The sequence below is a fragment of the Sinorhizobium terangae genome, from assembly GCF_009601505.1.
In the GTDB taxonomy this organism is placed as follows: Bacteria; Pseudomonadota; Alphaproteobacteria; order Rhizobiales; family Rhizobiaceae; genus Sinorhizobium; species Sinorhizobium terangae.
Genome location: NZ_WITC01000124.1, coordinates 107,677 through 131,881 on the forward strand (window position 1 = coordinate 107,677; position 24,205 = coordinate 131,881).

Annotated in this window: 24 protein-coding genes and 1 pseudogene; 6 read left to right on the top strand and 19 right to left on the bottom strand. The window is 62.4% G+C overall.

Annotated elements, in window-relative coordinates:
* Positions 1–61 precede the first annotated feature (61 nt).
* Entirely contained in the window at positions 62–700 is a 639-nt protein-coding gene (locus GHK62_RS29745; RefSeq protein ID WP_153442532.1) for a 5'-methylthioadenosine/S-adenosylhomocysteine nucleosidase, read from the bottom strand.
* Complete coding sequence (locus GHK62_RS29750; protein ID WP_380785582.1) at positions 697–1,083, bottom strand: PaaI family thioesterase; 387 nt, start codon at positions 1,081–1,083, stop codon at positions 697–699. The genes GHK62_RS29745 and GHK62_RS29750 overlap by 4 nt, the downstream gene beginning before the upstream one ends.
* A 284-nt stretch (positions 1,084–1,367) precedes the next feature.
* Here GHK62_RS29750 and GHK62_RS29755 point away from each other — a divergent pair, with 284 nt between their 5' ends.
* Entirely contained in the window at positions 1,368–1,922 is a 555-nt protein-coding gene (locus GHK62_RS29755) for a GNAT family N-acetyltransferase (RefSeq protein WP_167528399.1), read from the top strand.
* Here GHK62_RS29755 and GHK62_RS29760 read toward each other — a convergent pair.
* The 10 genes and pseudogenes from GHK62_RS29760 to GHK62_RS29805 form a co-directional block, all read right to left on the bottom strand.
* Positions 1,868–3,019, bottom strand: a pseudogene (locus tag GHK62_RS29760) (DUF1513 domain-containing protein). The gene GHK62_RS29755 and the pseudogene GHK62_RS29760 overlap by 55 nt on opposite strands.
* Positions 3,020–3,246: 227 nt before the next feature.
* Entirely contained in the window at positions 3,247–4,236 is a 990-nt protein-coding gene (locus GHK62_RS29765) for a magnesium transporter CorA family protein (protein ID WP_153442534.1), read from the bottom strand.
* Positions 4,237–4,467: 231 nt separating this feature from the next.
* A complete protein-coding gene (locus tag GHK62_RS29770) occupies positions 4,468–5,595 on the bottom strand; it encodes an imelysin family protein (protein WP_153442535.1) in 1,128 nt (375 codons plus the stop codon).
* Positions 5,595–7,145, bottom strand: coding sequence for a di-heme oxidoreductase family protein (locus GHK62_RS29775; RefSeq protein WP_153442536.1), 1,551 nt, complete (start codon positions 7,143–7,145; stop codon positions 5,595–5,597). Before GHK62_RS29775 ends, GHK62_RS29770 begins: the two co-directional genes overlap by 1 nt.
* Before the next feature lie 347 nt (positions 7,146–7,492).
* The gene (locus GHK62_RS29780; protein WP_153442537.1) at positions 7,493–8,773 is read right to left on the bottom strand and encodes an imelysin family protein; all 1,281 of its coding nucleotides are present in this window, start codon (positions 8,771–8,773) and stop codon (positions 7,493–7,495) included.
* A gap of 161 nt (positions 8,774–8,934) precedes the next feature.
* Positions 8,935–10,224, bottom strand: a complete 1,290-nt coding sequence (locus GHK62_RS29785) for an RsmB/NOP family class I SAM-dependent RNA methyltransferase (RefSeq protein WP_153442538.1) — start codon at positions 10,222–10,224, stop codon at positions 8,935–8,937.
* Between the two features lie 137 nt (positions 10,225–10,361).
* The gene (locus tag GHK62_RS29790) at positions 10,362–10,736 is read right to left on the bottom strand and encodes a septal ring lytic transglycosylase RlpA family protein (RefSeq protein ID WP_153442539.1); all 375 of its coding nucleotides are present in this window, start codon (positions 10,734–10,736) and stop codon (positions 10,362–10,364) included.
* Between the two features lie 460 nt (positions 10,737–11,196).
* A complete protein-coding gene (locus GHK62_RS29795; protein WP_153442540.1) occupies positions 11,197–12,072 on the bottom strand; it encodes an SDR family oxidoreductase in 876 nt (291 codons plus the stop codon).
* On the bottom strand, positions 12,060–13,232 hold the full coding sequence (gene queG, locus GHK62_RS29800) for a tRNA epoxyqueuosine(34) reductase QueG (protein WP_153442541.1): 1,173 nt from the start codon (positions 13,230–13,232) through the stop codon (positions 12,060–12,062). The genes GHK62_RS29795 and queG overlap by 13 nt, the downstream gene beginning before the upstream one ends.
* Positions 13,233–13,242: 10 nt before the next feature.
* Complete coding sequence (locus tag GHK62_RS29805) at positions 13,243–13,935, bottom strand: glutathione S-transferase family protein (RefSeq protein WP_153442542.1); 693 nt, start codon at positions 13,933–13,935, stop codon at positions 13,243–13,245.
* Between the two features lie 169 nt (positions 13,936–14,104).
* Here GHK62_RS29805 and GHK62_RS29810 point away from each other — a divergent pair, with 169 nt between their 5' ends.
* Positions 14,105–14,911, top strand: coding sequence for an undecaprenyl-diphosphate phosphatase (locus GHK62_RS29810; RefSeq protein WP_153442543.1), 807 nt, complete (start codon positions 14,105–14,107; stop codon positions 14,909–14,911).
* Between the two features lie 129 nt (positions 14,912–15,040).
* On the opposite strand, the gene GHK62_RS29815 is transcribed toward GHK62_RS29810, so the two are convergent.
* From GHK62_RS29815 to dnaN, 7 genes are all read right to left on the bottom strand, one after another.
* Positions 15,041–15,202, bottom strand: coding sequence for a hypothetical protein (locus tag GHK62_RS29815; protein ID WP_153442544.1), 162 nt, complete (start codon positions 15,200–15,202; stop codon positions 15,041–15,043).
* A gap of 241 nt (positions 15,203–15,443) precedes the next feature.
* Complete coding sequence (locus GHK62_RS29820; RefSeq protein WP_153442545.1) at positions 15,444–16,424, bottom strand: complex I NDUFA9 subunit family protein; 981 nt, start codon at positions 16,422–16,424, stop codon at positions 15,444–15,446.
* Positions 16,425–16,543: 119 nt separating this feature from the next.
* The gene (locus GHK62_RS29825; RefSeq protein WP_153442546.1) at positions 16,544–16,831 is read right to left on the bottom strand and encodes a DUF1330 domain-containing protein; all 288 of its coding nucleotides are present in this window, start codon (positions 16,829–16,831) and stop codon (positions 16,544–16,546) included.
* Between the two features lie 139 nt (positions 16,832–16,970).
* A complete protein-coding gene (gene pyrF, locus GHK62_RS29830; RefSeq protein WP_153442547.1) occupies positions 16,971–17,675 on the bottom strand; it encodes an orotidine-5'-phosphate decarboxylase in 705 nt (234 codons plus the stop codon).
* A 7-nt stretch (positions 17,676–17,682) separates the two neighbouring features.
* Positions 17,683–18,264, bottom strand: coding sequence for a histidine phosphatase family protein (locus tag GHK62_RS29835; RefSeq protein WP_184108408.1), 582 nt, complete (start codon positions 18,262–18,264; stop codon positions 17,683–17,685).
* Between the two features lie 8 nt (positions 18,265–18,272).
* Positions 18,273–18,875 (bottom strand): phospholipid N-methyltransferase PmtA, encoded by a 603-nt coding sequence (gene pmtA / locus GHK62_RS29840; RefSeq protein WP_153442549.1) that lies wholly within the window; start codon positions 18,873–18,875, stop codon positions 18,273–18,275.
* Between the two features lie 232 nt (positions 18,876–19,107).
* Positions 19,108–20,226, bottom strand: a complete 1,119-nt coding sequence (dnaN, locus tag GHK62_RS29845) for a DNA polymerase III subunit beta (RefSeq protein ID WP_136506667.1) — start codon at positions 20,224–20,226, stop codon at positions 19,108–19,110.
* Positions 20,227–20,496: 270 nt separating this feature from the next.
* Between dnaN and rsmI the strand changes: the two genes are divergently transcribed.
* The 4 genes from rsmI (at position 20,497) to GHK62_RS29865 (ending at position 24,205) form a co-directional block, all read left to right on the top strand.
* Positions 20,497–21,411, top strand: a complete 915-nt coding sequence (gene rsmI / locus GHK62_RS29850; RefSeq protein WP_153442608.1) for a 16S rRNA (cytidine(1402)-2'-O)-methyltransferase — start codon at positions 20,497–20,499, stop codon at positions 21,409–21,411.
* Entirely contained in the window at positions 21,401–21,769 is a 369-nt protein-coding gene (locus GHK62_RS29855) for a YraN family protein (RefSeq protein WP_153442550.1), read from the top strand. Before rsmI ends, GHK62_RS29855 begins: the two co-directional genes overlap by 11 nt.
* A gap of 94 nt (positions 21,770–21,863) precedes the next feature.
* Entirely contained in the window at positions 21,864–23,162 is a 1,299-nt protein-coding gene (locus GHK62_RS29860; RefSeq protein WP_153442551.1) for an extracellular solute-binding protein, read from the top strand.
* A gap of 122 nt (positions 23,163–23,284) precedes the next feature.
* Complete coding sequence (locus tag GHK62_RS29865) at positions 23,285–24,205, top strand: ABC transporter permease subunit (protein ID WP_167528397.1); 921 nt, start codon at positions 23,285–23,287, stop codon at positions 24,203–24,205.

Below are 24,205 nucleotides of genomic sequence, written 5' to 3' on the forward strand. Positions count from 1 at the left end.
CCTTTAATGAAAGCCCGCCTTTGGCGCAACGATTACATTGCACCCCGACAATTTAGGACTTTCAGAGCCTGATTTCACCGGTTCCGAGTGCTGCCTCCAGCCGGTCGATCGCGGCGGCGAGCTTCTCGTCGATCACATGGAGATATTCCTTCCAGTCGTCGACATGCTTCAATTCCGCCTTGCCGTCCGAAATGCCGCGCAGGCCGATCAGCGGCAGGCCGAAGGACTGGCAGGCGCGCAGGACCGCGAAGGTCTCCATCTCGACCATGTCTGCGTCGATGCCGTCATAGGCCTTTCCCGAGACGATGTTGGCGCCGGTCGAAAGCCGGGCCTCCTTCACGCCCGGGATGCGCAACGGCAGTTTGACGACCGCGGGAAGATCGAGGAACGGCGTCGCCCCCTTCTCGAAACCGAGTACGGACGCGTCCATGTCGCGATAGCCGACAGACGTCGCCTGGTAGACTTCGGTCTGTTCGAGGGTGGCGGACCCGGCCGAGCCGAGCGAGACGACGAGATCGGGCAGGCTGTCGGCTGCATCGAGTTTGGCGAGCGCCCTCGTCAAGGTGACGGCGGCTTCGACCGGGCCGACCCCGGTCATCAGCGGCGCGATGCGGGTGCGCAGGCTGGGCCCGTATTCGGCATCGACCGCCATCACGTAGAGGATCGTCTTGCCTGCCACGGACTTCAGTTCAAAGCTCATCCCTCGATCCCTTCACGTCCGCGTACCACCATCATGGTTCCCGTCATCGAGGCGATCAGCTTTGCCGGCCCGTCCGGCCGGATGGCATAGGCCCGTCCGTCCGAAACGATGATCGTCGTGCCAGGCTTCGTCACCTCGCCGCGGAAAAGGAAGCGGTCGCCGCGGCCAGGCGAAAGCAGGTTCACCTTGAACTCGATGGTCAGCAGCGACGCGTCGGGGTCGATCACGGAATAGGCGGCATAGGTGCCGGCGGCATCGAGCGCGGCGGAAATCACGCCGGCATGCAGCAGGCCGTGCTGCTGCGTCAGCTTGGGATCGAAGGGCAGCTCGATCTCGACCGTGCCCGGTTCGATGCGCGTCAGCTCCGCGCCGATGGTGTGCATGGCCGCCTGGCGGTCGAAGCTTTCCCGGATGCGGGCGTGAAAATCATGCGGCTCGTCGTCGATCAATAGAAAAGGCCTTTCCGAGGGCGGGGCCGAGCGCCCGCTTCGGGCCGACAGTGGCATGCGAGTGGAGGCAGGACAAGCGCGGGCGAGGTGGAAAATCGCCACGCTCGGACGCCACCGGGCCCGATACGCGGTACACGAACCACATCCGGGGCGAAATATGCGCCGATTGGAGTGCGCGCTTGCTTTCGCGAACCCCGCCTGATCCTTATATGTCTACGATGAGGAACTTCAGACGCATTGAAATCCGACCGGCCGAGCCCGACGATGTCCTGATGATGGCATCGGTGCTCGTCGAAACCTGGCGGTCGACGTTTCGGGGCATCATCTCCGACGCGTATCTCGATGCGATGACGGTCGAGGATCACGCGATCCGGCATGCGCGGCGAATGCGTGCCGCGGCCGCTTTCCATTTGGTCGCTGCCGATATGACCTCGAAGAAGGTAATCGGTCTGGCGAGTTACGGGCGAGCACGGGGAATGCCACCGGCCTTCGATCGCGAACTCTACACGCTCTACCTGCTGGAGGAGTTCCAGGGCGCCGGCATCGGCTCCGCGCTGGTACGCACGATTGCGCGGCATTGCCGGGACACGGGCGCCTCGTCGCTTTTTGCCTGGGTGCTGGCGGGCAATCCAAACCGCGCGTTTTATGAACGGCTCGGTGCGCGTGTCGTCGGGCGAGGGCGCGTCAGCGTCGGCGGTGAAAGTTATGATCAGGTCGCCTATCGCTGGGACGATCTCGCGACGCTTTCAGGCGTCGGATATGCCGCGATGTGACCTAGTCTCCACCTCTACCCCAACCTGACGATATGCTGGTCCCAGGCAACGGCGCTTTTGCGGTCGTTGAAGTGGCCATCATAGGAGGAGACGGCGAAGCCGTGTTCGGCCGCGGCGACGCCTGCGGCCTCCGCGATGAACTCCTCATTCAAGACGGCGCCTGTGCGCGCATCGACCGTGACGGCGACGTTCCCCTTCGGCGATGTCAGTCCGACGAGCCCTTCGCGACGGTTGACGGCGATGGCGCCGACATAGTTGGCGAGCGCCTCGGTCGTTCGCTCGGGAAGGGGGATAAAGGCAAGGTTCTCACCTCGCGAGAAATGGCCGACGAGTGGGGGCAGGTCGTTGCGCGGCCCTTCGTATTGGCAGGCGAACCAGATCTTTCCGTCGGTTCCGATGTCCACATGCCGCGTTGATAGCCGGCTAAGCTCCCTCGGCAGCACATGCTTTTCGATGAGCGCCCCCGTGACTGTGTCGACCAGTGTCAGGCTCGGCTCCATATGGTCGAGATTGAGCTTGGTGCGGCCGAAGTCCGGATGGGTCTCGATGCCGCCATTGGCGATCGCGAGCGTCCGCCGGTCGGCCGCAAGAGTCATGTCATGCGGCCCGATGCCGTAGGTCGGAAATTCGCCGATCCGGGCAAATCCCCTCGTGCCGTCGTAAATACCGATCATGCCGCGATTGGCGGAAAAGTCGTTCTCGGTCGCATAGAGCAAGCGGCCATCGGCGGAGAAACAGCCGTGGCCGAAGAAGTGTCGGCCTTCAGCGGCTGTAATCACGACGGGTTCGGCGGCACCATCGGTCGAAAGGACCATCGCATAGGTGCCAGGCCGGCGGGCAAAGGCGACGGCGCGCCGGCTTTCCGGGGAGAAGGCCATGCCATGCGCCCGCGCCGGCAGCAGCGTCCGGTCGATGATCTGGCCCTCGTCCGTCAGGGTCGCGACGCCGTAGCTTCCGTCCGGCGCCATGAAGGCCGAGGCGAAGACGGCGTCGGTTCTTTCAAGCGCGAAAGCGCTACGCGGGGTAAGCGTCGCCAGCCAGGCGGCGCCCGCCATTTTGACGAAGCTGCGTCGATCGATGAGGTTCCGGGTATTGATATGATTTTGCTGGCGGAGGCGCTTTCCCGTGGCAAGCCCCTCCCCAGCCCCTCCCGACAAGGGCGAGGGGCTCGCCTCCGTGACCCGCTCAATCCCAGCTCCGACGTCCGAATGCCCGGGAATGTTGAGATTGAACGAAGCCGGCGCAGCGTCGTAAGTCCCTCCTCCTTGTGGGGAGGGGTTGGGGAGGGGTTGTGCGGGAAAAGTCCGGGAAGAGTGCGCCATCGTCACAGCCACCCTCTCTGTTTGAAATAGAGATAGGGCAACAGCGCCGAAAGCACCATCATGCCGAGAGCATAGGGATAGCCGAGGTCCCAGAACAGTTCCGGCATCGACTGAAAGTTCATGCCGTAGATCGAGGCGACCAGCGTCGGCGGCAGGAACACGACCGCTGCCACCGAGAAGATCTTGATGATCTGGTTCTGTTCGAGATTGATGAGGCCGAGCGTCGCGTCGAGCAGGAAATTGATCTTGTTCGACAGGAACAGCGCGTGATCGCCGAGCGAGGTTGCGTCGCGCTGGATCAGCTTGATCCGCTGCCGGCTCTCCTTGGCTGCCTTGCGCTGTCCGTTGCCCTCGATCGCCACGTGGTAGGCGACGAGCCTGCCGACGCTCACCAGACTTTCACGAATGATCGTCAAGAGGTCACCCTTCTGGCCGATCTGCTCGATCAGCGACTGCAGGTTGCGCGTCTTCTTGGTGGCGTTGGCGTGCGACTTACGGAAAACTTCGCGCGAAATCGCATCGACCTCGTTGCCGGCGCGCTCCAGCGCATCCGCCGTGCGGTCGATCATCGCCTCGAGAAGCCCCAGCATCACCAGTTCCCCGGTTTCGCACGCCGCCCCGTTCGGCCTCTGGATGCGGGTCGCATAGACCTGGAACGGCTTCGGATCGGCGTGGCGCACCGTGACGAGACTCGGTCCCTTGAGAATGAACGTCACCGGCACTTTTGCCGGATTGTCGCTGTCGATTTTCGCCACGGCGGTCATCGTCATGAACTCGGCGCCGTCCTCCTGGTAGAGGCGGTCGGAAAGCTCGATTTCCTGCATCTCGTCCCGTGTCGGGATGGCGATCGCCAGCCTCTCTTCGACCAGCCGGGTTTCCTCGGCGGAAGGACTGAAGAGGTCGAACCAGATCACCGGTACCTGGGATGCCAGGCCGTTGAGGAGGTCGACGGGCGCGAGATGGTTGTTCTGGCCTTTGTAGATGCGCAGCATTTGGGGCTCCATGGGGCGAGTCATCCGACCGCCCGGAGCCCTGATCAATCAGGATCGGACGGCCGTGAGCGTGAAGGCTCGACTTCGACTGTCGGGGTTCATTCCGGTTGATCCTTGCTAGGTGAAACATGCCCGCGACAGCGGACACGACTTGCGCTTTGCGCCCAAAAGAGCGGCTTGTCAACCGCTGGCCGGCGGGGCCCCTTCACGTTGCCGTGTCAACGTGCAATGTCAATCGCCGTCGGCAAAGGAAAAGCCGGCGCCAAGGCCGATGGCGCCCCCGAATTCGCGATTGAAGCGATCGAGGAGATCAGCGGTGTTGAGCGCGATGAAGTCGAGCGTGGCACGCTGGTTCTCGTCCGCAAGCGCCGCGTCGATCGGTCCCTCGATGCGGTCCGCGGCGCGGATCAGCGCCTTGAAGAGGAAATTGATCGAACCGGCGATCGAGCGGCTGTCGGCTGGAAGCAGGCTCTCCATGCCGGCCGTATCGAAGAGCATCTGCAGGGCCCGCAGATTCGCGGAAATGGCGGCCATCGTATTGACTGAGCGCCAGTAGATGGCGAGCCTTGGACGGCCCTTGTCGGGCTTTCCATCGAGCGTGCCGGTGTAAAAGGGCCGCAGCCGCTGGTCCTTCACCATCTCGACGCTGTGGACGAGAATGCCGAGGAGCTCGGTTGCGGCCTCCCTGCTGTCGCGGAAGAGCGGATTGTCGGGACCGGGCTTCTTCCAGGCGGCCTGGATTCCATCCGGCCTTTCCCATTCGGTGAGGAGCTCGCCCGCGATCGCCTTCAGGTTCTCCGATATCGCGACGCCGTAACGGCAGCGAAAGGCGCCGTCCTTCCCGGCAAGCGTTTCTGCCCCGGTGCCGTAGAGTACGTATTCGAGCGCGCCGAGGCCTTGGACAGCGACGCTTTTTTTCTTGAGGCTTTCTACCTGCGTTGCGCTTTCGTCTTCTTTCGCAAGAATCGCCTGTACCTGCTTGAGGCCGGTGCTCTTGCGGTCGGGATAAAACAGGAAGCGCTCGAAGCGGTTCTGTTCGAGGGCCGGGCCGAGGCGGATGATCTCGATCGCCGACCATCTCCGCACGACGCCCGAAAAGGCCGAGCGGGCAGCCTCGAGCGCCGCTGCCGAGGGCGCCTCGCAAAGCGCGGCGCTCGTTTCCGCAAGGCCGACCGTCGCTTCCGCGAGACCGCGATAGCCGGGGATGATGAAGCCGTCCACGGCTTTTGCCATGACGCCCGGCACGGCGGCCTCGTCGACGACGCGCGGCGACAGCGCTCCACCTTCTTGCGCGGCCGTCGGGATGGCGGTGGCCGCAAACAGGAGGACGGCCAGTGTTAGGGGAAGGCTCGGGCGCATCAGAGTGACTCCAGGAATGTGATCAGGGCTTTTCGGTCGTCCTTCGGCAGGGCGGCAAAGGCGTTGCGAGCCTTTTCCGCCTCACCGCCGTGCCAAAGGACGGCCTCGGTAAGGTTACGGGCGCGGCCATCGTGAAGGAAGAAGGTGTGGCCGCTGACGGTTTGCGTCAGTCCGATCCCCCAGAGCGGCGGCGTGCGCCACTCTCGGCCATTGGCGACGCCGACTTGTTGGCCGTCTGCGAGACCTTCACCCATGTCGTGCAGCAGGAAATCCGAATAGGGCCAGATCAACTGGAACGCCTGCTCCTTGTGCGATGCATCGCGCCGGGTCACGAATTTCGGCGCATGGCAGGCCACGCAGCCGGATTCGTAGAAGAGCTGCTTGCCCCTCAAGGTTTCCGGAAAGCTTGCCTTTCGGCGGGCGGGCACGGCCAGGTTGGAGGCGTAGAAGGTGACCAGCCCAAGCACCGGATCGGGTGCTTCGACGGGGCCGAGCCGTTCCTGAACGCCGGTCGGAAGCGCCTGGCAGCCGGTCTGCGCCTCGGTGCAATCGCCATGGCTGCGATCGTTGTCGGGGTTGGATATGCCGATGTCGATGGCGAAGGCGTCGGCGGCTTGTTGTCGGAGCGTCGGGCTTTGGGCCTTCCAGCCGAAGCGGCCAAGCGTTACGGTTCCGGTTTTGGCATCGCGGACCAGCGCGGGCCGCCCGCTGATGCCGTCCCCGTCGCGGTCCTCCGGATCTGCGCGCGCGAAAATGTCGGCCTCGTGGATCGCCTCGATCAGGCCGAGACCGATCATCGGGGAGGCGACGCGCGGCGAAAGCGTCGTTGTCGGATCGAGCGGGCCATAGCCGAGGCCGGCGACCGTGTAATGCGGCTTCCGCAGAAAAGCCGTCTCGCCGTCCGCAAGCCTCACCTGCTCTTCCGTATACGTGATCGCTACGCGCCCTTCGGCTGCAAGCCCCGGCACGGCACTGTCCTGGAGTTGCGCACCGTAAACAGGATCGGGAAAATTGAGCGCGGCATGGGCGGCGACCATCTCCCGTTCGGCGTCATCGCGCGGCGCACGCGCAAAGCGATAGAACATCGATGTTGAGTCGGACGCGCCTACCGGCGGTCGGCCGCGTCCGTCGCGGAGATGACAGCTCTCGCAGGAGCGGGCGTTGTAGAGCGGGCCGAGCCCGTCGGAGGCTTGCGTGGAGGAGGGCGCCGAAACCCAGAGCTTCTCGAAGAGCGCCTTGCCGAGCTTGAAGTTCTGCTCGGCCTCGAAGGGAAGGTTCGCCGAAAACTGGGAGAAGACTTGCCGGTCGACCGGCGCGATTGTCGTCGCGGCGCCGGCGGAAAGGGCCTCGAACTGTTCGGCCTTGAAGAAATCCGTCGTTGGTCGGGTGACGGTCAGCACGCGTTCGCGGTCGTGCTCGGAAAGGTCCTGGCGTGCAGGGCGAGGCGAGGTTTGGTTGTCTGCGACCTGTCCGGCGCTGCACCCCCCTCTGCCCTGCCGGGCATCTCCCCCACAAGGGGGGAGATCGGCAGGGGGCGATGCCCCGCTCAAGCTATTAACCTGCGCATACGCCGTTGAATTCTGCGCGTGTGCCTTTGAACGCAATTCCGACCTCTGCGCGGTTATTACCGGGCAAGGCTTTGCTTCCGGCCAATCTCCCCCCTTGTGGGGGAGATGCCCGGCAGCGCAGAGGGGGGTATCGACGCCGCCTATCCCGATTTCAGCCTTTGGTATCCCTTGGGGTTCCGCTTTGACGACGAGGCCGGGACCGTCGCCCGTCGCCGCTGCTGTTGCGGTGATGCTGATGAGCGCGGCGATGGGCAGCCCGAAGAGGCGGGAGGTCACATGCATTGGACTTGGGCCGGGCCGCACCTTTTCGGAGCGGCCCGCCTTTCGGCTCATTGGAAGACGGCGCTAGGATTATCCAGGCTGTCGGAACCTTCAAGCTCGATCGTGCCGAGATCGAGCGAGGCGATGACGCGTTCGACGGTCTTCGCCTGTGCGATCAGGCCGTCGATCGCGGCCTGGACGGTGGCGTTACCCTCCGCATTGCCTTCGCCGATCATCTGGTCATAGGCCTCGACCGTTTCGGCGCGCTTAGCCATCGCCTGCATCTTTTCGACCGTGGCGGCAAGGTTGTCCTTCAGTTCCTTGTCCAGCGCCGCATCCTTCGCGGCAACGAGTTCGGAAATCGAGGGACCGGTGAGCTTCGTGCCGTCGACACGGGTATATTCGCCGGTATAGGCGGACTGGATGCCGATCGCGTCATGGAGATGCGAGTTGTGCGTGTTGTCCGAGAAGCAATCGTGCTCTTCTTCCGGATCATGCAGCAGCAGGCCGAGCTTCATGCGCTCGCCCGCGAGTTCCCCGTAGGAAAGCGAGCCTATGCCGGTGAGGATGGTGGCGAGGCCGGCCTTGGGATCGGCCTCCACCGCCTTGGTGGCGGCGCCATCCGGCGTCCAGTTGGCGACCATTTCCTTGAGGTCGGAAACGAGCAGACTGGTGGCTGCCTTCAGGTAGGCGGCTCGGCGATCGCAGTTGCCGTTCGTGCAGGCCTTGGTATCGAAGTCGGTATAGGAGCGGTTGCCGGCGCCGGGGCCTGTGCCGTTCAGGTCCTGTCCCCAGAGCAGGAATTCGATCGCATGGTAGCCGGTCGCAACGTTCGCCTCGATGCCGCCTGCTTCCTGCAGCGTCCCGGACAGGAATTCCGGCGTGATGTTCGTCGCGTCGACGTCATTGCCGTCGATCTTGATCGACTTGTTGGCGATCACATTGGCAACGAAAAGAGCGTTCTCGTCGCTTTCGGTGCCATAGCTCTGGTCGACATAGTCGATCAGACCTTCGTCGAGCGGCCAGGCGTTCACCTTGCCTTCCCACTCATCGACGATCGCGTTGCCGAAACGATAGACCTCGGTTTCCTGATAGGGGTTGCGCGCCTTGAGCCAGGCGTCACGCGCGGCCTTCAAGGTCTCTTCGCTCGGGCTTGCGATCAGCGCGTCAACCGCCTTGTCGAGGGCTTCGGCCGTCGTCAGGGCATCTTCGTATTTGGCGTGTGCAACGGCAGCATAGTGCTTGACCACCTGAGCGGCGTCGGTGGCGGCATTCGCCGGTTGCAAAGCCAGCGTAGACGTTGCCGTCATGAGCGCCAGCGCGGCGGCGCGGATGCAATTCTTGGTCATGACCCTCTCCTTGGCTTGTTCCAGGGCCGAGCAGACGCCTCGAGACCCGTTGAAGCGGCTTTGTCATGGACCAAAAGTAAACTTGTGTCAAAGTGTATAGTTTAGAATATTTTCAATCTTTTCCCGGCGCGGCGGCCGAAATGCCGGCCTGTTATCGGGCTTTAGCTCCTTCGGCCCATAAGGCAGAAGAAAAACCCATCCGTGCCGGTCGAGGCGGGTGTCAGCGTGACCGTCTTCATGTCGGCGGACCACGGCTGCGGTTTGTCGGTACCGAAGAGTGCCGCCCATGTGTCGGCGGCCGAGAGGATCTCGAATTCCGGATTGTCCTCGCAGAAACCGTAGACCTGCGACTCGTTCTCCTCGGGAAGCACCGAGCACGTCACGTAGATCAGATGTCCGCCCGGCCGGACGAAGTGGGCGGCGCTCGCCAGCGCTTCCTCCTGCTGGGCCAGCCTCTCCTCCAGGTTTTTCTGCGTGAGCCGCCATTTTGTGTCCGGGCGGCGGCGCCACGTGCCGGTCCCGGTGCAGGGCGCATCCACAAGCACGCGATCGAAGCGCCCGGCAAGCGGCGCCAGGGATTCCGCCGATTCATGCACCTGCACGTTGCGCGTGCCGGCGCGCTTCAGCCGCTCGATGATCGGCGCCAGCCGCTTGCGATCGGTGTCGTAGGCGTGGACCTGGCCCTTGTTGTTCATCGCTGCCGACATGGCGAGTGTCTTGCCGCCGCCACCGGCGCAGTAGTCGAGCACCTGCTCGCCCTCCTGCGGGAAAACGAGGTCGGCGACGATCTGCGAGCCTTCGTCCTGAACTTCGAACCAGCCCTTCTGGAACGAGATCTCCGCTGTAACGTTCGGAAGGCGCGAGGCGCCTTCACCGGCCGGGATGCGCACCCCGTGGCGCGCGATCGTCGCCGGTTCGGCGCCGCTGCGCTCGAGCGCCTTCAACACCTTGTCGCGGTTCGCCTTCAGCGTATTGACGCGCAGGTCCAGCGTTGGCCGGCCGGCAAGCGCCTGGGCCTCCTCGAGCCAGTGGTCGGAGAAGTTTTCCTCGAAAGAGGCCTGCGTCCATTCCGGAATATCTGCCTGCACATGCTTGGGCGCGTCTTCTAGCCGACGCTTGGCAAAGGCGTTCATCATTTCCGCTGAAGGCGCCTCAGGCGCGAACTTGTCGTCGGCGAGCTCCGCGGCAAGCGTCTCGGGGGAAAAGCCCCATTGCCGATACATGACCGCGTGACCAAGCGCCGCGGCGCTGTCGCTGTCCATCAGGTAGGCGTGCGACAGTTTCATCCGCAGCGCGTCATAGACGATGTTGCCGATGGCGGCACGGTCGCCCGATCCGGCGAAGCGGTGCGAAAGACCCCAGTCCTTGAGCGCGTCGGCGACGGGACGCTTCCGTTTCTCTATGTCGTCAAGAACCTCGATGGCTCCGGCGAGCCTTCCGCCCAATCGCATCTTCGATGAACTCCTTTTTCGCCGTGGTAACGGCGATGACACCGAAGAGCAAGACGGATGCGGTATAAATGCGAGAGACCCGCAGTCTCCATAAACAAATCTGCCCGGAGCGATAATCGGGCGGAAGTATTGGCGTATCAGGAATTGATGACCTGGTAACAGATGCTGGCGGTTCCCGAGCGGATCATGCCGATTTGCGAGGCGGCCGCCTTCGACAGATCGAGCACGCGGCCGCGAATGAATGGACCGCGATCGTTGATGCGGACGACGACCGTCTTGCCGTTGCGCTTGTTGGTGACTGCGACCTTCGTGCCGAATTTGAGGCTGCGGTGGGCGGCGGTGAGCCGCGCGGCGTTCATTCTTTCGCCGGACGCGGTCTTGGAGGTCAGCGCGTACCAGGATGCACCGCCGCAAGCGGACCCTGCTGCCTGACTATCGGATGCCGAGACCAACCCCATCCCGACGGTGAATAGCACTGCTGCGGCAGCAGTTTTAATGTTCGCTGGTTTCAAGCGACGACCCCCACGGTTTGAAAGTTTAGTTAATTTCCCTGCTGATCGACGTAATTGAGGCGAAAAATGGCAAAACCGTGCTTCAACCGTTAACTGTCTATTAGGTATTCTTGAAAAGCAGTGGAAATTTAAAATGGGAGATTGTTTGAATTATTTTAAATCGTGGTGCGAAGTTCCTAGGAATCAGGGGTTAGACGTCGAACGCGACGCAAGGCAGAGTGCAGGCTCCCCGCGTTCGAAAAAAAACATTTAAAATTTCGATTCGCATGAATTTCCATGAATCCCGTTCGTGGAAATCCGCTAACTAGCGCGTAGGTTGTGCGATTGGGCGAAGTATAGGCCAAATATGGGCAAGCGTTAGGCAGTCAAACGAAAGTCGAGTTCACTGTTACTATCGGATGATCTGAAGACATGCTTTCATCCGAACGGATTATTCTGGATACGCGAATTGTGGGGGAGTCTACTTGCCGCGCCAGGCGCCGGATTGCCACAACTGTGCAAGCGACACGCGATAGTTCGGGAAGGCGAATTGGAAGCCAGCCTCGCGAAGGCGTGCATTCGAGACGCGCTTGTTCTCGCCATAGAAGGAGCGCGCCATTGGCGATAGTTCGGCGGTCTCGAAGGGAATTTCCGGTGGCGGCTCGACGCCCATGAGCCGGGCGGCTTCCGCGACCACGTCCTGCGGCGCGGCCGGCTCATCGTCGGTGACGTTGAAGACTCCACCCATGCCACGGTTGGCGAGAAAGGCGGCAGCCGATCCGATGTCTTCGACACGAATGCGGTTGAAGACCTGGTTTGGCTTCACTAGCCGGCGTGCCGTGCCTTCGGCGAGATTGCGAAAGGCATTGCGCCCCGGACCGTAGATGCCGGCAAGGCGCAGGATCGCGACGGGAATGCGCTGCTGCGCACCGTAGTGAAGCCAGGCATCCTCAGCCTCGACCCGCTCGACCGAACGCTGGGAAACCGGCTTGTAGGGCGTTTCCTCCGTCACCCAGGCGCCCTTGTGGTCGCCATAGACGCCGACGGTGGAAAGATAGCCGATCCAGCGAAGGTTCGGCAAAAGCTCGGGCAACGGCTGGACGCCGGCGCGGAACATCGGGTCGCCGTCGCGCCCCGGGGCAATTGACTGGATGAGGTGGGTTGCCTGGCGCATAGCGTCCGCGAGCTCGGCGGATATCGCCGTTCCATCGTAAAGGAGGGGGCGAATCCCGGCTTGTGCGAGTTCGGAGAGCCTTTCGGGCGAACGAGTTGTGCCGGTCACGGACTGGGCGGCAGGCGCCAGCGCTTTCGCGATCGCCGTGCCGGAATAGCCGGCGCCAAGAATCAGGACATGCATCGGCTTACTCCTGCCATTTCCCATTCGGAAAGAACGTCGTTGTCGGTTTCCAGCTCACACTGCCCGGCGAAGGCGACAAGTTCGTCGCGCGGCAATAGCCGCGAGAGCGCCCAGATGGCCATGCCCCTTACTGTTGGGGAAGCGTCGCGCACCAATGCCTTGCAATGCGGTATCAGACCTTTTTCGCCGGAATTGCCGGCCGCGATCAAGGCGTTTCTGACGAAACGGTCGCGGCCGATGCGTTTAACCGGAGAACCGGAGAAGAAAGTGCGAAACGCCGCATCGTCCAAGGTCAGCAGGAAATTCAACTCCGGCTCCTTCAGGTCGTCGCGGGGCTTGAGCTTCATCTCAGAGGCCGAACGCGCGAACTTGTTCCACGGGCAGGCCGCAAGACAGTCGTCGCAGCCATAGATCCGGTTGCCGATCAGAGGGCGGAGCTCGGGCTCGATCGGCCCCTTGTGCTCGATCGTCAGGTAGGAAATGCAGCGCCGTGCGTCGATCTGGTAAGGCGCCGGAAAGGCGCCGGTCGGGCAGGCATCGAGGCAGGCGCGACAGGAGCCGCAATGGTCGCGTTCGGGCTCGTCGAAATCGAGATCGGCGGTCGTGAAAAGGCTGCCGAGAAACAGCCACGAACCGTATTCGCGGCTGACGAGATTAGTGTGCTTGCCCTGCCAGCCGATACCGGCCTTCTCGGCGAGCGGCTTTTCCATGACCGGGGCCGTGTCCACGAAGACTTTCACGTCCTCGCCGGCGCGGGCGGCAAAGCGCGTCGCGATCTCCTTGAGCCGCCCCTTGACGACATCGTGGTAATCGCGGTTCTGCGCATAAACCGAAATCGCCCCCCGCTCCCGCCTGCTGAGGATCGCGCGCGGATCGTCCTCTGGACCGTAGTTCATGCCGAACATGACGATCGAGCGGACGTTGCTCCACAGCACGCGGGGATCGGACCGGCGTTCTGCCGTTTCGGCGAGCCACTCCATCGTGCCATGGGCGCCTTCGGCCAGAAACTGTCTCAGCCGTGCGGGCGCCTCAGGAATGGCGTCCGGCTTGGTGATGCGACAGATATCGAAGCCTTTGTCTGCCGCCTCGCTCTTCAGGAACGCGGTCAGTGTGCTGCGTTTCCTCCCCTGGTTCTCCGCTCTTACAGCGTCGCCAGGCATTGCCTTGTCCTCAAAAATCGAGGTCCGCATAGTGCGAAACCGGTGTGACGCCCCGCACGCGCTCACCGAGCAGCGGCCGGAAGGACGGGCGGGATTTCAGTCGCTGATACCACTCCTTGGCCGTCGGCGCCTCGGACCAGTCGATCTCGCCGAGGTAGTCGAGCACGGAGATCGCGGCCGCCGCGGCGAGGTCTGCATAGGAGATGCGGTCGCCCGCAAGCCACGGGCGCGAGGCCGCGAGCCAGGAGAGATATTTCATGTGCTGGCGGATATTGGCGCGCGAGGTGCGAAGGATTTTCGAATCCGGCGCACCTCCACCCTGATCCGGGGTCATCTGCAGCTTGAAGATGCGTTCGCGCACCAAGGGGCGTGTCACGTCGGCTTCCATCTTCTGCAGGAACCATTCGGTGAGCCGGCGGATCTCTGCTCGCTGGAACGGGTCCTCGGCGAGCAAACGGCGGTCGCGCTTCATGATGCCGCTGGTCTCATCGAGATATTCCGAAATGATCGTCGCGCCGCAGAGCGCGCGCATGCTGTCGTCGACATAGACAGGCAGCGTGCCCGCCGGATTGAGCGCCAGAAAGTCCCGCCGGTTCTCCCAGGGCTGCTCCTCGCTCAGCTCTGTCTGGTAGCCGTATTCCGAAAGAATCAGGCGTACGAACCGGGAGGCGGAGGACATGGGGTGATGATAGAGTGTCGGCATCAAGGGTCGGCTTCGTGGATCTGTTTTTTCGGGAGCGCTACAGTAGCATCGTGACACATGTGTCTGGCCACGGCTTGTCATAAAAACGAGCTATAGGTAGTTCAGGTGGCAAACACAAGCAAATCGACCTTCTCCTCCCACACCCCAACATGTCAGGAACATCTTATTTATGGCGGATCAATCGATCATCAGCGCGCTCGTTCTCGGGCTTGTCGAGGGACTGACCGAGTTCATCCCCGTGTCGTCGACGGCGCATGTTCTTCTTGCCGGCCACTTCCTCGGCTTCAGGTCACCCGGGAATACCTTCGCCGTTCTCATCCAGCTCGGTGCGATCCTCGCGATCCTGCTGGTCTATTTCCACCGGCTGCTCAAGATCGCGCTGGCCTTGCCGTCGAGCGCGCTGGCACGTCGCTTCGTGCTCTCGGTGCTCATCGCCTTTCTTCCGGCGGCGGTTATTGGTGCCGCGGCCCACGGCTTCATCAAGTCGGTGCTTTTTGAAACACCGATGCTGATCTGTATCGTGTTAATCGTCGGCGGCGTCATCCTCTACGCGATTGACCATCTGCCGCTTAAACCCCGTTACACCGATGTGATGGACTATCCGCCATCGCTGGCTTTCAAAATCGGCCTCTTTCAGTGCCTTGCGATGATTCCGGGCACGTCGCGTTCCGGCGCCACGATTGCCGGTGCTCTGCTGATGGGAACCGACAAGCGTTCCGCGGCAGAGTTTTCCTTCTTTCTTGCCATGCCGACGATGGTCGGCGCCTTCACCATCGATCTCTACAAGAACCGCGATGCGCTGTCCTTCGACGATATGACGCTGATTGCGGTCGGCTTCATCGCCGCCTTCGTGGCCGGGGTGTTTGTCGTGCGCTCGCTGCTCGATTTCGTCTCGTACCGCGGCTTCACGCCCTTCGCGATCTGGCGGATCATCATCGGCGTCGCAGGTCTGATCGGCCTTTGGCTTCTTGGATAGGCAAAGAATAAAGCCGCATGCGCTCTTTCGAGACGCATGCGGCTCCCTGGCCCCCGCCAAAACTAAAATGTCACCGTCGCAGTGCCGTCCGTCTCTGGGGGGACCGCTCTTTATGCGACAGGTGCCGGCTTACTCGCCGGAAAACTCGATAGACGCCGTCGTGCAGGGATCGACGCCATAGGCGGGCGCGCATCCCTTGCTGCTGCTTGCCACGGTGCCCGGAGCCATGAATGAGCCAGCAAGAATGATCAGTGCCGCAGACGCAAAAAAGATTGCGATCGACTTGCCCATGGGACGTTATGCCTTTCGAGTGTGATGTTGGCACCGACTGCGCTCGCCGAGCGATGTGGTGCGAGGGGGTGTTTATTCGCCGGACATGTCATGATCAATATCAGGACATGCTGAATCTGCGGTAAACGCTATTGGCGTTTTGCTACTGCGGCAGAACTGCAACGGTGTTGCGTCATTGCAACAAACAAAAACCGCCGGCAGGGCCGGCGGTCACAGAGCGAAAATCCGGAAGAGTGAGATATCAGGCCGCCCGTCCGCCGCGCTGATACTGCCCATGCGGGCGATAGCGCACCAGATAGCTCGGCAGGACCGATTCGAGCATCGTCGCTTGGATGCCGATTCCGGCGAGCGTCCGCCCCTCGGTTTCGGCCTGTGCGGAGACGATATTGTCGGATTTGAGCAACACTACCTGGTCTGCGGTGAGCGGCGGCGTGATGAACGGCACCAGCGACACGACCCTGCCCATCAGCGAAGCGACGCCGAAGGGCAGCGACACGAGGCGGCGCTTGCGGTCGATCGTCTTCAGCATGAGCTCGAGACATTCGCGGAACGACAGGACCTGCGGCCCGCCAAGCTCATAGATCTTGCCTTTCTCGACCTTGCCGTCGACGGCGCGGGCGACCGCTTCGGCAACATCGGTCACGTAGACCGGCTGAAACTTCGTGCGGCCGCCGCCGACGAGCGGCAGGAGTGGCGAGAACCGGGCCATTTCGGCGAACTTGTTGAAGAAGCCGTCCTCGGGCCCGAAAATGATCGACGGCCGCAGGATGATGGCTTCGGGTAGGGTTTCGAGGATCGCCGCCTCGGCTCGGCCCTTGGTGCGGGCATAGCTCGACTCGGACTTGGCGTCGGCCCCGATCGCCGAGATATGGGTCAGCGTCGCCCCGGCCGCCCGAGCCGCTTCGGCGACTGCCCGCGCTCCGAAATCCTGGACCGCGTCGAACGTGTTGCGGCCGCTCTGGAACAGGATGCCGACACAGTTGATCACATGGTCGGCACCTTCGACGGCGCGGTCGATCGATTTGCGATAGCGCAGATTGGCCTGAACGAAGGAAATCTGGCCGACATTGCCGAGCGGCTGGAGATGGCCGGCGAGATCCGGCCGACGGACGGCGACACGAATGCGATAACCGCGCTTGGCGAGCGCGCGCACCACATGACGGCCGACAAATCCGGATCCGCCGAAAATCGTCACCAGCGGCGGAAGGTTGGACAAGGTCATGGGAAACGCACTCCTGATATCATTGGGAAGAATTGCTTGCTACATAGCCCAAGCGGCGGGCGAGGTGAAGGCCAATCCACAGGGCCGCACCAGCACTTTCGTGACGCCTTCTGCGGGCTTCAGACGCCTTCCACCACCACCATCTCGGCGTCGGCCACTTCCTGGCGGATTGCCGCGGCAATCTGGTATTCTGGCGAGTTGTAACAGTCGACTGCGGCCTGAAGGGAAGGGAACTCGATGACGACGTTGCGGGAGCGAACCGCGCCTTCCAGGCGATGGAAATTGCCACCGCGGGCAAGGAATTTGGCGCCGTATTTCTCGAAGGCCGGCTTTGCCGCCGCTACATAGTCCTTGTAACGCTCCGGGTCCCGTATATCGACCCGAGCGATCCAATATCCCTTGGCCATGATAAGCTCCTCGTCTTTCGGTAGAAATACACAGACGGGATCGTTACTTCCGGCAATTCGCGGTCAACGTCAAGCGCAGCTTCTCGTCAATGGAGGTAAGCTTGCAGAATAGCCGGCGAAGCTTGCCTTCGCGGACGGATCAAGCCGAGAGCGTGCTCTCCATCTCGGTCAGTATCGCGCGGGCGGCTGTCAATGGCTCCGCAGCCTGGACGATCGGCCGCGCGACGACGAGATGGCTCGATCCGGCGCGAAGCGCTTCGGCGGGCGTCATCACGCGCTTCTGGTCACCCTTGTCGGCACCGGCCGGCCGGATCCCGGGCGTGACGAGCGCCATGTCCGCTCCGATGATCTTGCGCACCGCCGCGGCCTCCTCGGCGGAGCAGACAATGCCGCCCATTCCCGCGGCGCGCGCCTGTTCGGCGCGGCGCAACACCAGCGTGTGCGGATCGTATTCGTAACCGGCATCGATGACGTCCTGCTCGTCCATGGAGGTCAGCACCGTAACGCCGAGCAGGCAGAGGCCGGATCCGCGCGCCGCCTCGACGGCCGCCCTCATCGCCTTGGGATAGGCATGCAGCGTCAGCATCGACACGCCCATCTTCACAATGTTCTCGACGCCCTTCGCCACCGTGTTGTCGATGTCGAGCAGCTTCATGTCGAGGAAGACCTTCCTGCCGCTCGCGACAAGATCGCGGGCGAATTCGAGCCCGCCGGCGAAGGCAAGCTGGTAGCCGATCTTGTAGAAAGCGATGCTGTCTCCAAGCGTCGAGACGATCTTTTCCGCCTCGGCAACCGTCGGAATGTCAAGGCCGACGATCAGCCGGTCGCGCGCGCTCATGGTCATGTCGAGATCACCCCTGCCAGAATTCCATCGGCGTCCAGTCGCACGTGACAGCGCGATCCGCAAGGCGAAAAGCAAAGAGGTTGCCGCCGCCGGCCGGCTGGTCCGCGTCGCGCGCGATCGCGGTGCCGGTCATGCGGCATTTGAGCAGCGTGCCGACGCCGCCATGGCCGACGAAGGCGATCGGAATCGCTGGGTCGTGGCGATCGAGAATGTAGGAAACCGCGTTCCAGATGCGCGTCTGCGCGTCGATCGCCCGCTCCCATCCTTTGAAGCTTTCGTTCGGGTGGGCGAAAAACCAGTCGGCCGCCTCCTCGAATGCCTGTGGCGGCAGGAAGCCTGTCGCCGAACGATCGTTCTCGCCCATCTCTTCGTCGGTCTCGATCGGGATTCCTGCCGCGCGCGCCAGTATGGCTGCGGTCTCCACGGCTTTCGTCTCGTGGCTGGATATGATGCGGCCGAGGGACCGGACCCATGGGGTCGAGGCCGCTGCGCGGGCGCGGTCCCTGCCGAGCTCGGACAATCCCCATTTCGGCACGGCGATTGCCGGGTCGATCTTGACCCGCGGATGGGTCAGATAGACGCCGAACACGCGGCGCCTCAATGCGCCTTGCGATAGACCCAGAGCTGAGCGGGCGGAATGTTGCGCACGACGAAGTCGAGATGCTGGATGCTGTAGCGATCGGGCATGGCGACGACCGGTGACAGCGCCCCATAGGAGATCTGGACGACGGGCCGACCGACCGGGATGCGCGAAAGCAGGTCTTCGACGAGTTCGACGCGGCGGTGCATCGGAAAGTTCAACAGCGGCACCGCGGATACGACGCTGTCGAACTGCCGGTCCTTCAAGGATCCCAGCGTGCGTTCGAGATCGAACGCGTCACCGTTGATGAACTGCACGCCGGCGAAACGGGCCTTCAGCTGATTGAAGAAATCGGTCGAATATTCAACCGAGACCAGTTTGTCCGGCGCGATGCCGCGCTCCAGGATCGCCTTGGTGATCACCCCGGTCCCGGGGCCGAGCTCGAGCACCGGCAGGCCTGAGTGGGGATTGACCACGCTCGCCATCCGTCGCGCCGTGATCGAGGAGGTTGGAAGGATGGCTCCGACGGCACGGGTGTTGTTCATCCAGCCTTTGAAGAAGCGGATTTCCTCGTCGAACTTCCGGCCGAACTTTTCCTTCACCTTCAGGTGCAATCTCATCGAATCCCCTCGAAAAATCATTCTCATTCAGTCGCACGCGGCCGACGCAGCGTTCTGATTCGGCGAGGTCGCGCAAGCGCATGGAGCATAATGTGCTCCCATCTGCGGCAAAAACAAGTCTGTCCGCGTCTAAAAGCGACAGCTTATCAACAATGCGCGACCACGGATTTCATAAAAAACCCGCCGTCCAGTGCCGGCGGGTCAGCTTTCATGGCGCGGTCGACGGAAACCCTCAGACGCGCATCGGCATCAGGACGTAAAGCGCGTCCTCGGCGGCGAGATCGCGCACCAGCGTCGGCGAGCCGGGATCGGCGAGCATGAAGACCGCATCGTTGCCTGTCAGCTGCGCTGTGATGTCGAGCAGGTATTTGGCGTTGAACCCGATTTCCAGTGGATCGCTTTCATAGCCGACCGGCAGTTCTTCCGTAGCACTGCCTGAATCGGGATTGTTGACCGTCAGCGTCATCTGTCCGTCCGTAAGCGCAAGCTTCACAGCGCGGCCGCGCTCGGAGGAAATGGTCGAGACGCGATCGACGGCCTGGGCAAAGGACTGGCAATCGACGCGCAATTCCTTCTCGTTGTTGGCCGGAATCACCCGCTGGTAGTCGGGGAAAGTGCCGTCGATCAGCTTCGAGGTCATGATGATCGAACCGATCGTCAAGCGGATCTTGGCGTCCGAGACTTCGACCGTCACGACGATGTCGGGATTGTCGAGCAGCTTCTGCAACTCGCTGACAGTCTTGCGCGGAATGATGATGCCTGGCATGCCCTCGGAACCTGCCGGAGCCTCGACATCGGCGCGGGCAAGGCGATGGCCGTCGGTCGCAACCGCGCGCAGCTTCAGCTGTCCCTTGTTCTCGACCGTGTGCATGAAAATGCCGTTGAGGTAATACCGGGTCTCCTCCGTCGAGATCGCGAACTGCGTCCGGTCTATCAGCATCTTGAGATCCGTCGCCTTCAATCGGAAGGAATGCGAGAAGCTTCCGGCCGTCAGATCCGGAAAATCCGACTGCGGCAGGCACTGCAGCGAAAACTTCGAACGGCCGGAGGCCACCGTCATCGCCGTGCCTTCGGCATTGGTCGCAAGCAGCACTTCCGCTCCGTCGGGGAGCTTGCGAACGATGTCGTAGAGGAGGTGCGCCGGAACCGTGGTGGCGCCCGCCTGTTCCACTTGCGCCGGCGTCGCCTCGGTGATCTCGAGATCGAGGTCGGTTGCCTTCATTTCGAGGCTCGCTCCGTCGGAGCGCAGCAGCACGTTCGAGAGGATCGGGATCGTATTTCGCCGTTCGACCACGCGGTGGACATGGTTCAGCGATTTCAGGAGATTGGACCGCTCGAGAGTAATGCGCATGGGATGCTACCGCTTTCAACCATTGCCCGGCGGGCGAACCCGCCGCGGCGTCAACTGCGAGTGTCCCGGCCGATCAGCCGGAAGGATGTGGACGGGCAAAATGGCAGAAAGAGAGCCGCAAAAGCAAGGGGTTTCGCCGGGAGTTTCCCCAATTGCACAAGCGTGCGGCCGCGGCCCGTCCTTGCCTCACGCCATCAGCTCGCCCATAAAGGGCGAAGCCGGGGCGACGGGCATGGTCGGCGGGAAGATAAGCAATTGGAAAAACACGAAATGGCCGAAGCGGCGGACAGGGCGAGACAGCGCGGCTACCGGCTGCACAATATGAGCATACCGGCCCGCCCGCTGGAGCCGGCACTTTATCTCGTCGCGACGCCGATCGGCAATCTCGCCGACATTACGCTTAGAGCCCTGGAGACGCTTGCCGGTGCCGACGTCCTTGCCTGCGAGGACACGCGCGTCACCCGCGTGCTGCTTGATCGCTACGGCATCGTCAATCGCCCCTTCGCCTATCACGAGCACAATGCCGACGAGGCCGGCCCGCGGCTGCTTTCGGCGCTCGGCGAGGGCAAATCGGTGGCGCTCGTCTCAGACGCCGGGACGCCGCTCGTATCCGATCCCGGCTATCGGCTGGCGCAGCTGGCGATCGAGGCCGGCCACCGGGTCGTGCCGATCCCGGGGGCGTCGGCTCCTCTTGCCGCCCTTGTCGGCTCTGGTCTTTCGAGCGACGCTTTCCTTTTTGCCGGCTTCCTGCCGGTAAAGGACAAGGCGCGGCGCGATCGTCTCGGCGAGCTTGCCGCGGTGCCGTCGACGCTGCTGTTCTTCGAGTCGCCGCACCGGATCGCGGCAACACTTGCCGCCGCCGCCGATGTACTGGGCACTGAGAGGAAAGCGGCCGTCTGCCGCGAACTGACCAAGGCCTTCGAGGAATTCCGGCGCGGCACACTCGGCGAGCTCCGCGCCTTCTACGCGGACGGCGCGAACGTAAGGGGCGAGATCGTCCTCGTCGTCGGTCCGCCGGAGGCGAAACCGGTTCCAAAGGAAGCGGATGTGGACGCTCTCTTGAGCGCGCTTGCGCAAGAGATGCCGATGGGCAAGGCGGCAACGGAAGCCGCCCGCCGGACCGGACTGCCGCGCAAGGAACTCTACGACCGGCTTCTCGCCCGCAAGGAACGCGATGAAGGTTGAGCCGCCGGACAATCGCAAGCTGAACGCCCTGAAGCGCGGTCACGTCGCCGAATACCGCGCGGCGCTCTGCCTGATGCTCAAGGGCTATCGCATCGTGGCGATGCGTTACCGCACCAGGCTCGGCGAGATCGACATCATCGCCCGCCGCGGCGATCTCGTCGCCTGCGTCGAAGTGAAGGCTCGCCGCGGCTTCGACGAGGCGGTCTTCGCCGTCTCCGACACGGCGCAGCGGCGGATCAGGGCTGCAAGCGATATCTGGCTGTCGCGCCAGGCGGATTTCCACCGTCTCTCCGTCCGCTACGATATCGTCGCGGTCACTCCCTGGCGCTGGCCGCGGCATTTGCCGGATGCCTTCTGAATTTGTAATCGTCACGACATAAAAGCGTTACGGGCCTGTCATGGAAGGTCACTAGTCCACTGCCATCCGCAAACGGTGGAGAGGACAGGGGACCATGTTCAAGAGAATTTCGCTTGCAGCCGTTACTTTCGCATTTTCCGCAACGACATCGCTCGCCGCGACCAACATTACCTGGTGGCACGGCATGGCCGGCCGCAACGGCGAGGTCATCAACGAAGTCGCGCAGAAATTCAACGAATCCCAGAGCGCCTGCGCCCTGACGCCGGTCAGCAAGGGCACCTATGAGGAAGCGCTCGCTTCCGGTATCGCCGCTTTCCGTTCGGGCGAGCAGCCGAACATTCTGCAGGTCTTCGACGCAGGTGCCGCGACCATCATCAATGCCAAGGGCGCCGTCATCCCGGCCGAGGACCTGATAACCAAGGCCGGCTACAGCTTCGATCGCAACGCCTTCATCGACGGCGTGCGCTACTTCTACGCCGACAGCGAGGGCAAGTTCGTCGGCATGCCATTCAACTCTTCGGCGCCGATCATGTATATCAACGACGAGGCACTGAAAAAGGCCGGCGTCGAAGCTCCGAAGACCTGGGAAGATTTCGAGGCAGTCGCTCCGAAGCTGAAGGAAGCCGGTTATATCCCGCTCGTCCAGTCGCAGCTTACCTGGCAGTTCACCGAAAACTTCTTCTCGCGCAACAACATCCAGTTCGCGACCAACAACAACGGTTACGACAGCGTCGCCGACACGGAGCTCAAGGTCACCGACCCGAACCTGCAGATGATGTTCGAGAAGCTCAAGGCTTGGAAGGACGAGGGTTACTTCGCCTTCTACGGCGCCGGCTGGAACGACAACCAGAAGGTTTTCGAGGAAGGCAAGGCTGCCCTCTGGATCGGCTCGTCCGGTTCCTTCGGCGGCTTGACGAAGACGGCGCAGATGCCGTTCTCGGCGACCTTCCTGCCCTATTGGGGTTCGATCGAAGGCGCCGGCACCAACTCCTTCATCGGCGGTGCCGCGCTCTTTGCCATGTCCGGCAAATCGGACGAGGAAAACAAGTGCGTCGCCGACTTCTTCCAGTTTCTGACATCGCCGGAAATCCAGTATTTCTATCATAAGTCCACCGGCTACGTGGCGATCACCAAGGCGGCCTACGAGCTTGCCCAGAAGGATGGCTACTACAAGGAAAAGCCTGTTGCCGAAGTCGGCATCAAGCAGCTTCTCCTGCCGGCCGGTGAATGGTCGAAGGGTTATCGTCTCGGCTTTTACCCGCAGATCCGCGAGATCATGGAGCGCGAATACGGCCGCATCTTCTCCGGCGAAACGACCGTCAAGGATGCCTTCGAGACGATCGAGAAAGAGGGCAACGAGCTGCTCGCCCGCTTCGCCAAGACGGCAGGCTGATCATGAGCCACGCCGGCCCCTCATCCTGGCCCTCTCCCCTTACGCGGGGAGAGGTGAGCGCAGCGGACGATGGAACGTTGCGTCTCTCCACAAAGGCGGGGAGGAGGTGGCCGGCGGGCTGGATGACGGGATCGTCCGGCGACCGGAGGGATAAGGCAGGGGCGAAGCGCGTTCAGTTTTCATCGCCTTTTCTGCCCTATCTCTTCCTCGCGCCGCAGCTCGCGATCATCTTCATCTTCTTCTATTGGCCGTCCGCGCAGGCGATCCAGTCTTCCTTCTACCTGGAAGATCCCTTCGGTTTCGGATCCACTTTCGTCGGCATGAGCAACTATGCGGACGTGCTGAGGTCGAACGAATATCTCGGTATCGCGCGCTTCACGGCGATCTTCACAGTTCTGGTGACGTTTTTCGCGTTGTCGATCGGCCTGCTGCTCGCCGTCAAGGCGGATGGCGTCATCCGCGGCAATAGCGGCTACAAGACATTGCTGATCTGGGTCTATGCCATCGCGCCGCCTGTCGCCGGCCTGATCGGCATGATGTTCTTCGACCAGCACATCGGTCCGATTGTCAAGCTCGCGGCCTGGTTCGGATTGGATATCAAGGTGGGGCTCGATTATTTCGACACGGCCTTCGCCATGATCGTCGTTTCCGTATGGAAGCAGATCCCCTACAACTTCATCTTCTTCCTCTCCGGGCTGCAGGGGATCCCCGTCCCCGTGCGCGAGGCCGCAGCGCTCGACTGCCGTTCCGGCACGCGCCGCTTCTGGACGGTCGTGCTCCCCTTGCTCGCGCCGACGGCGTTCTTCCTGCTGATCATCAACGTCACCTATGCGCTGTTCGATACGTTCGGCGTCATCGACGTCATGGTGAAGGACAAGGCTGCAAACAATCCCATCACCCTTGTCTACAAGGTCTATATGGACGGCTTCCGCGGCAATGATCTCGGCGGTTCCTCCGCCCAGTCGGTGATCCTGATGGTCGTCGTCTTCGTGCTCACCATCTTCCAGTTCCGCTTCATCGAGCGGCGTGTCCATTACAACTGA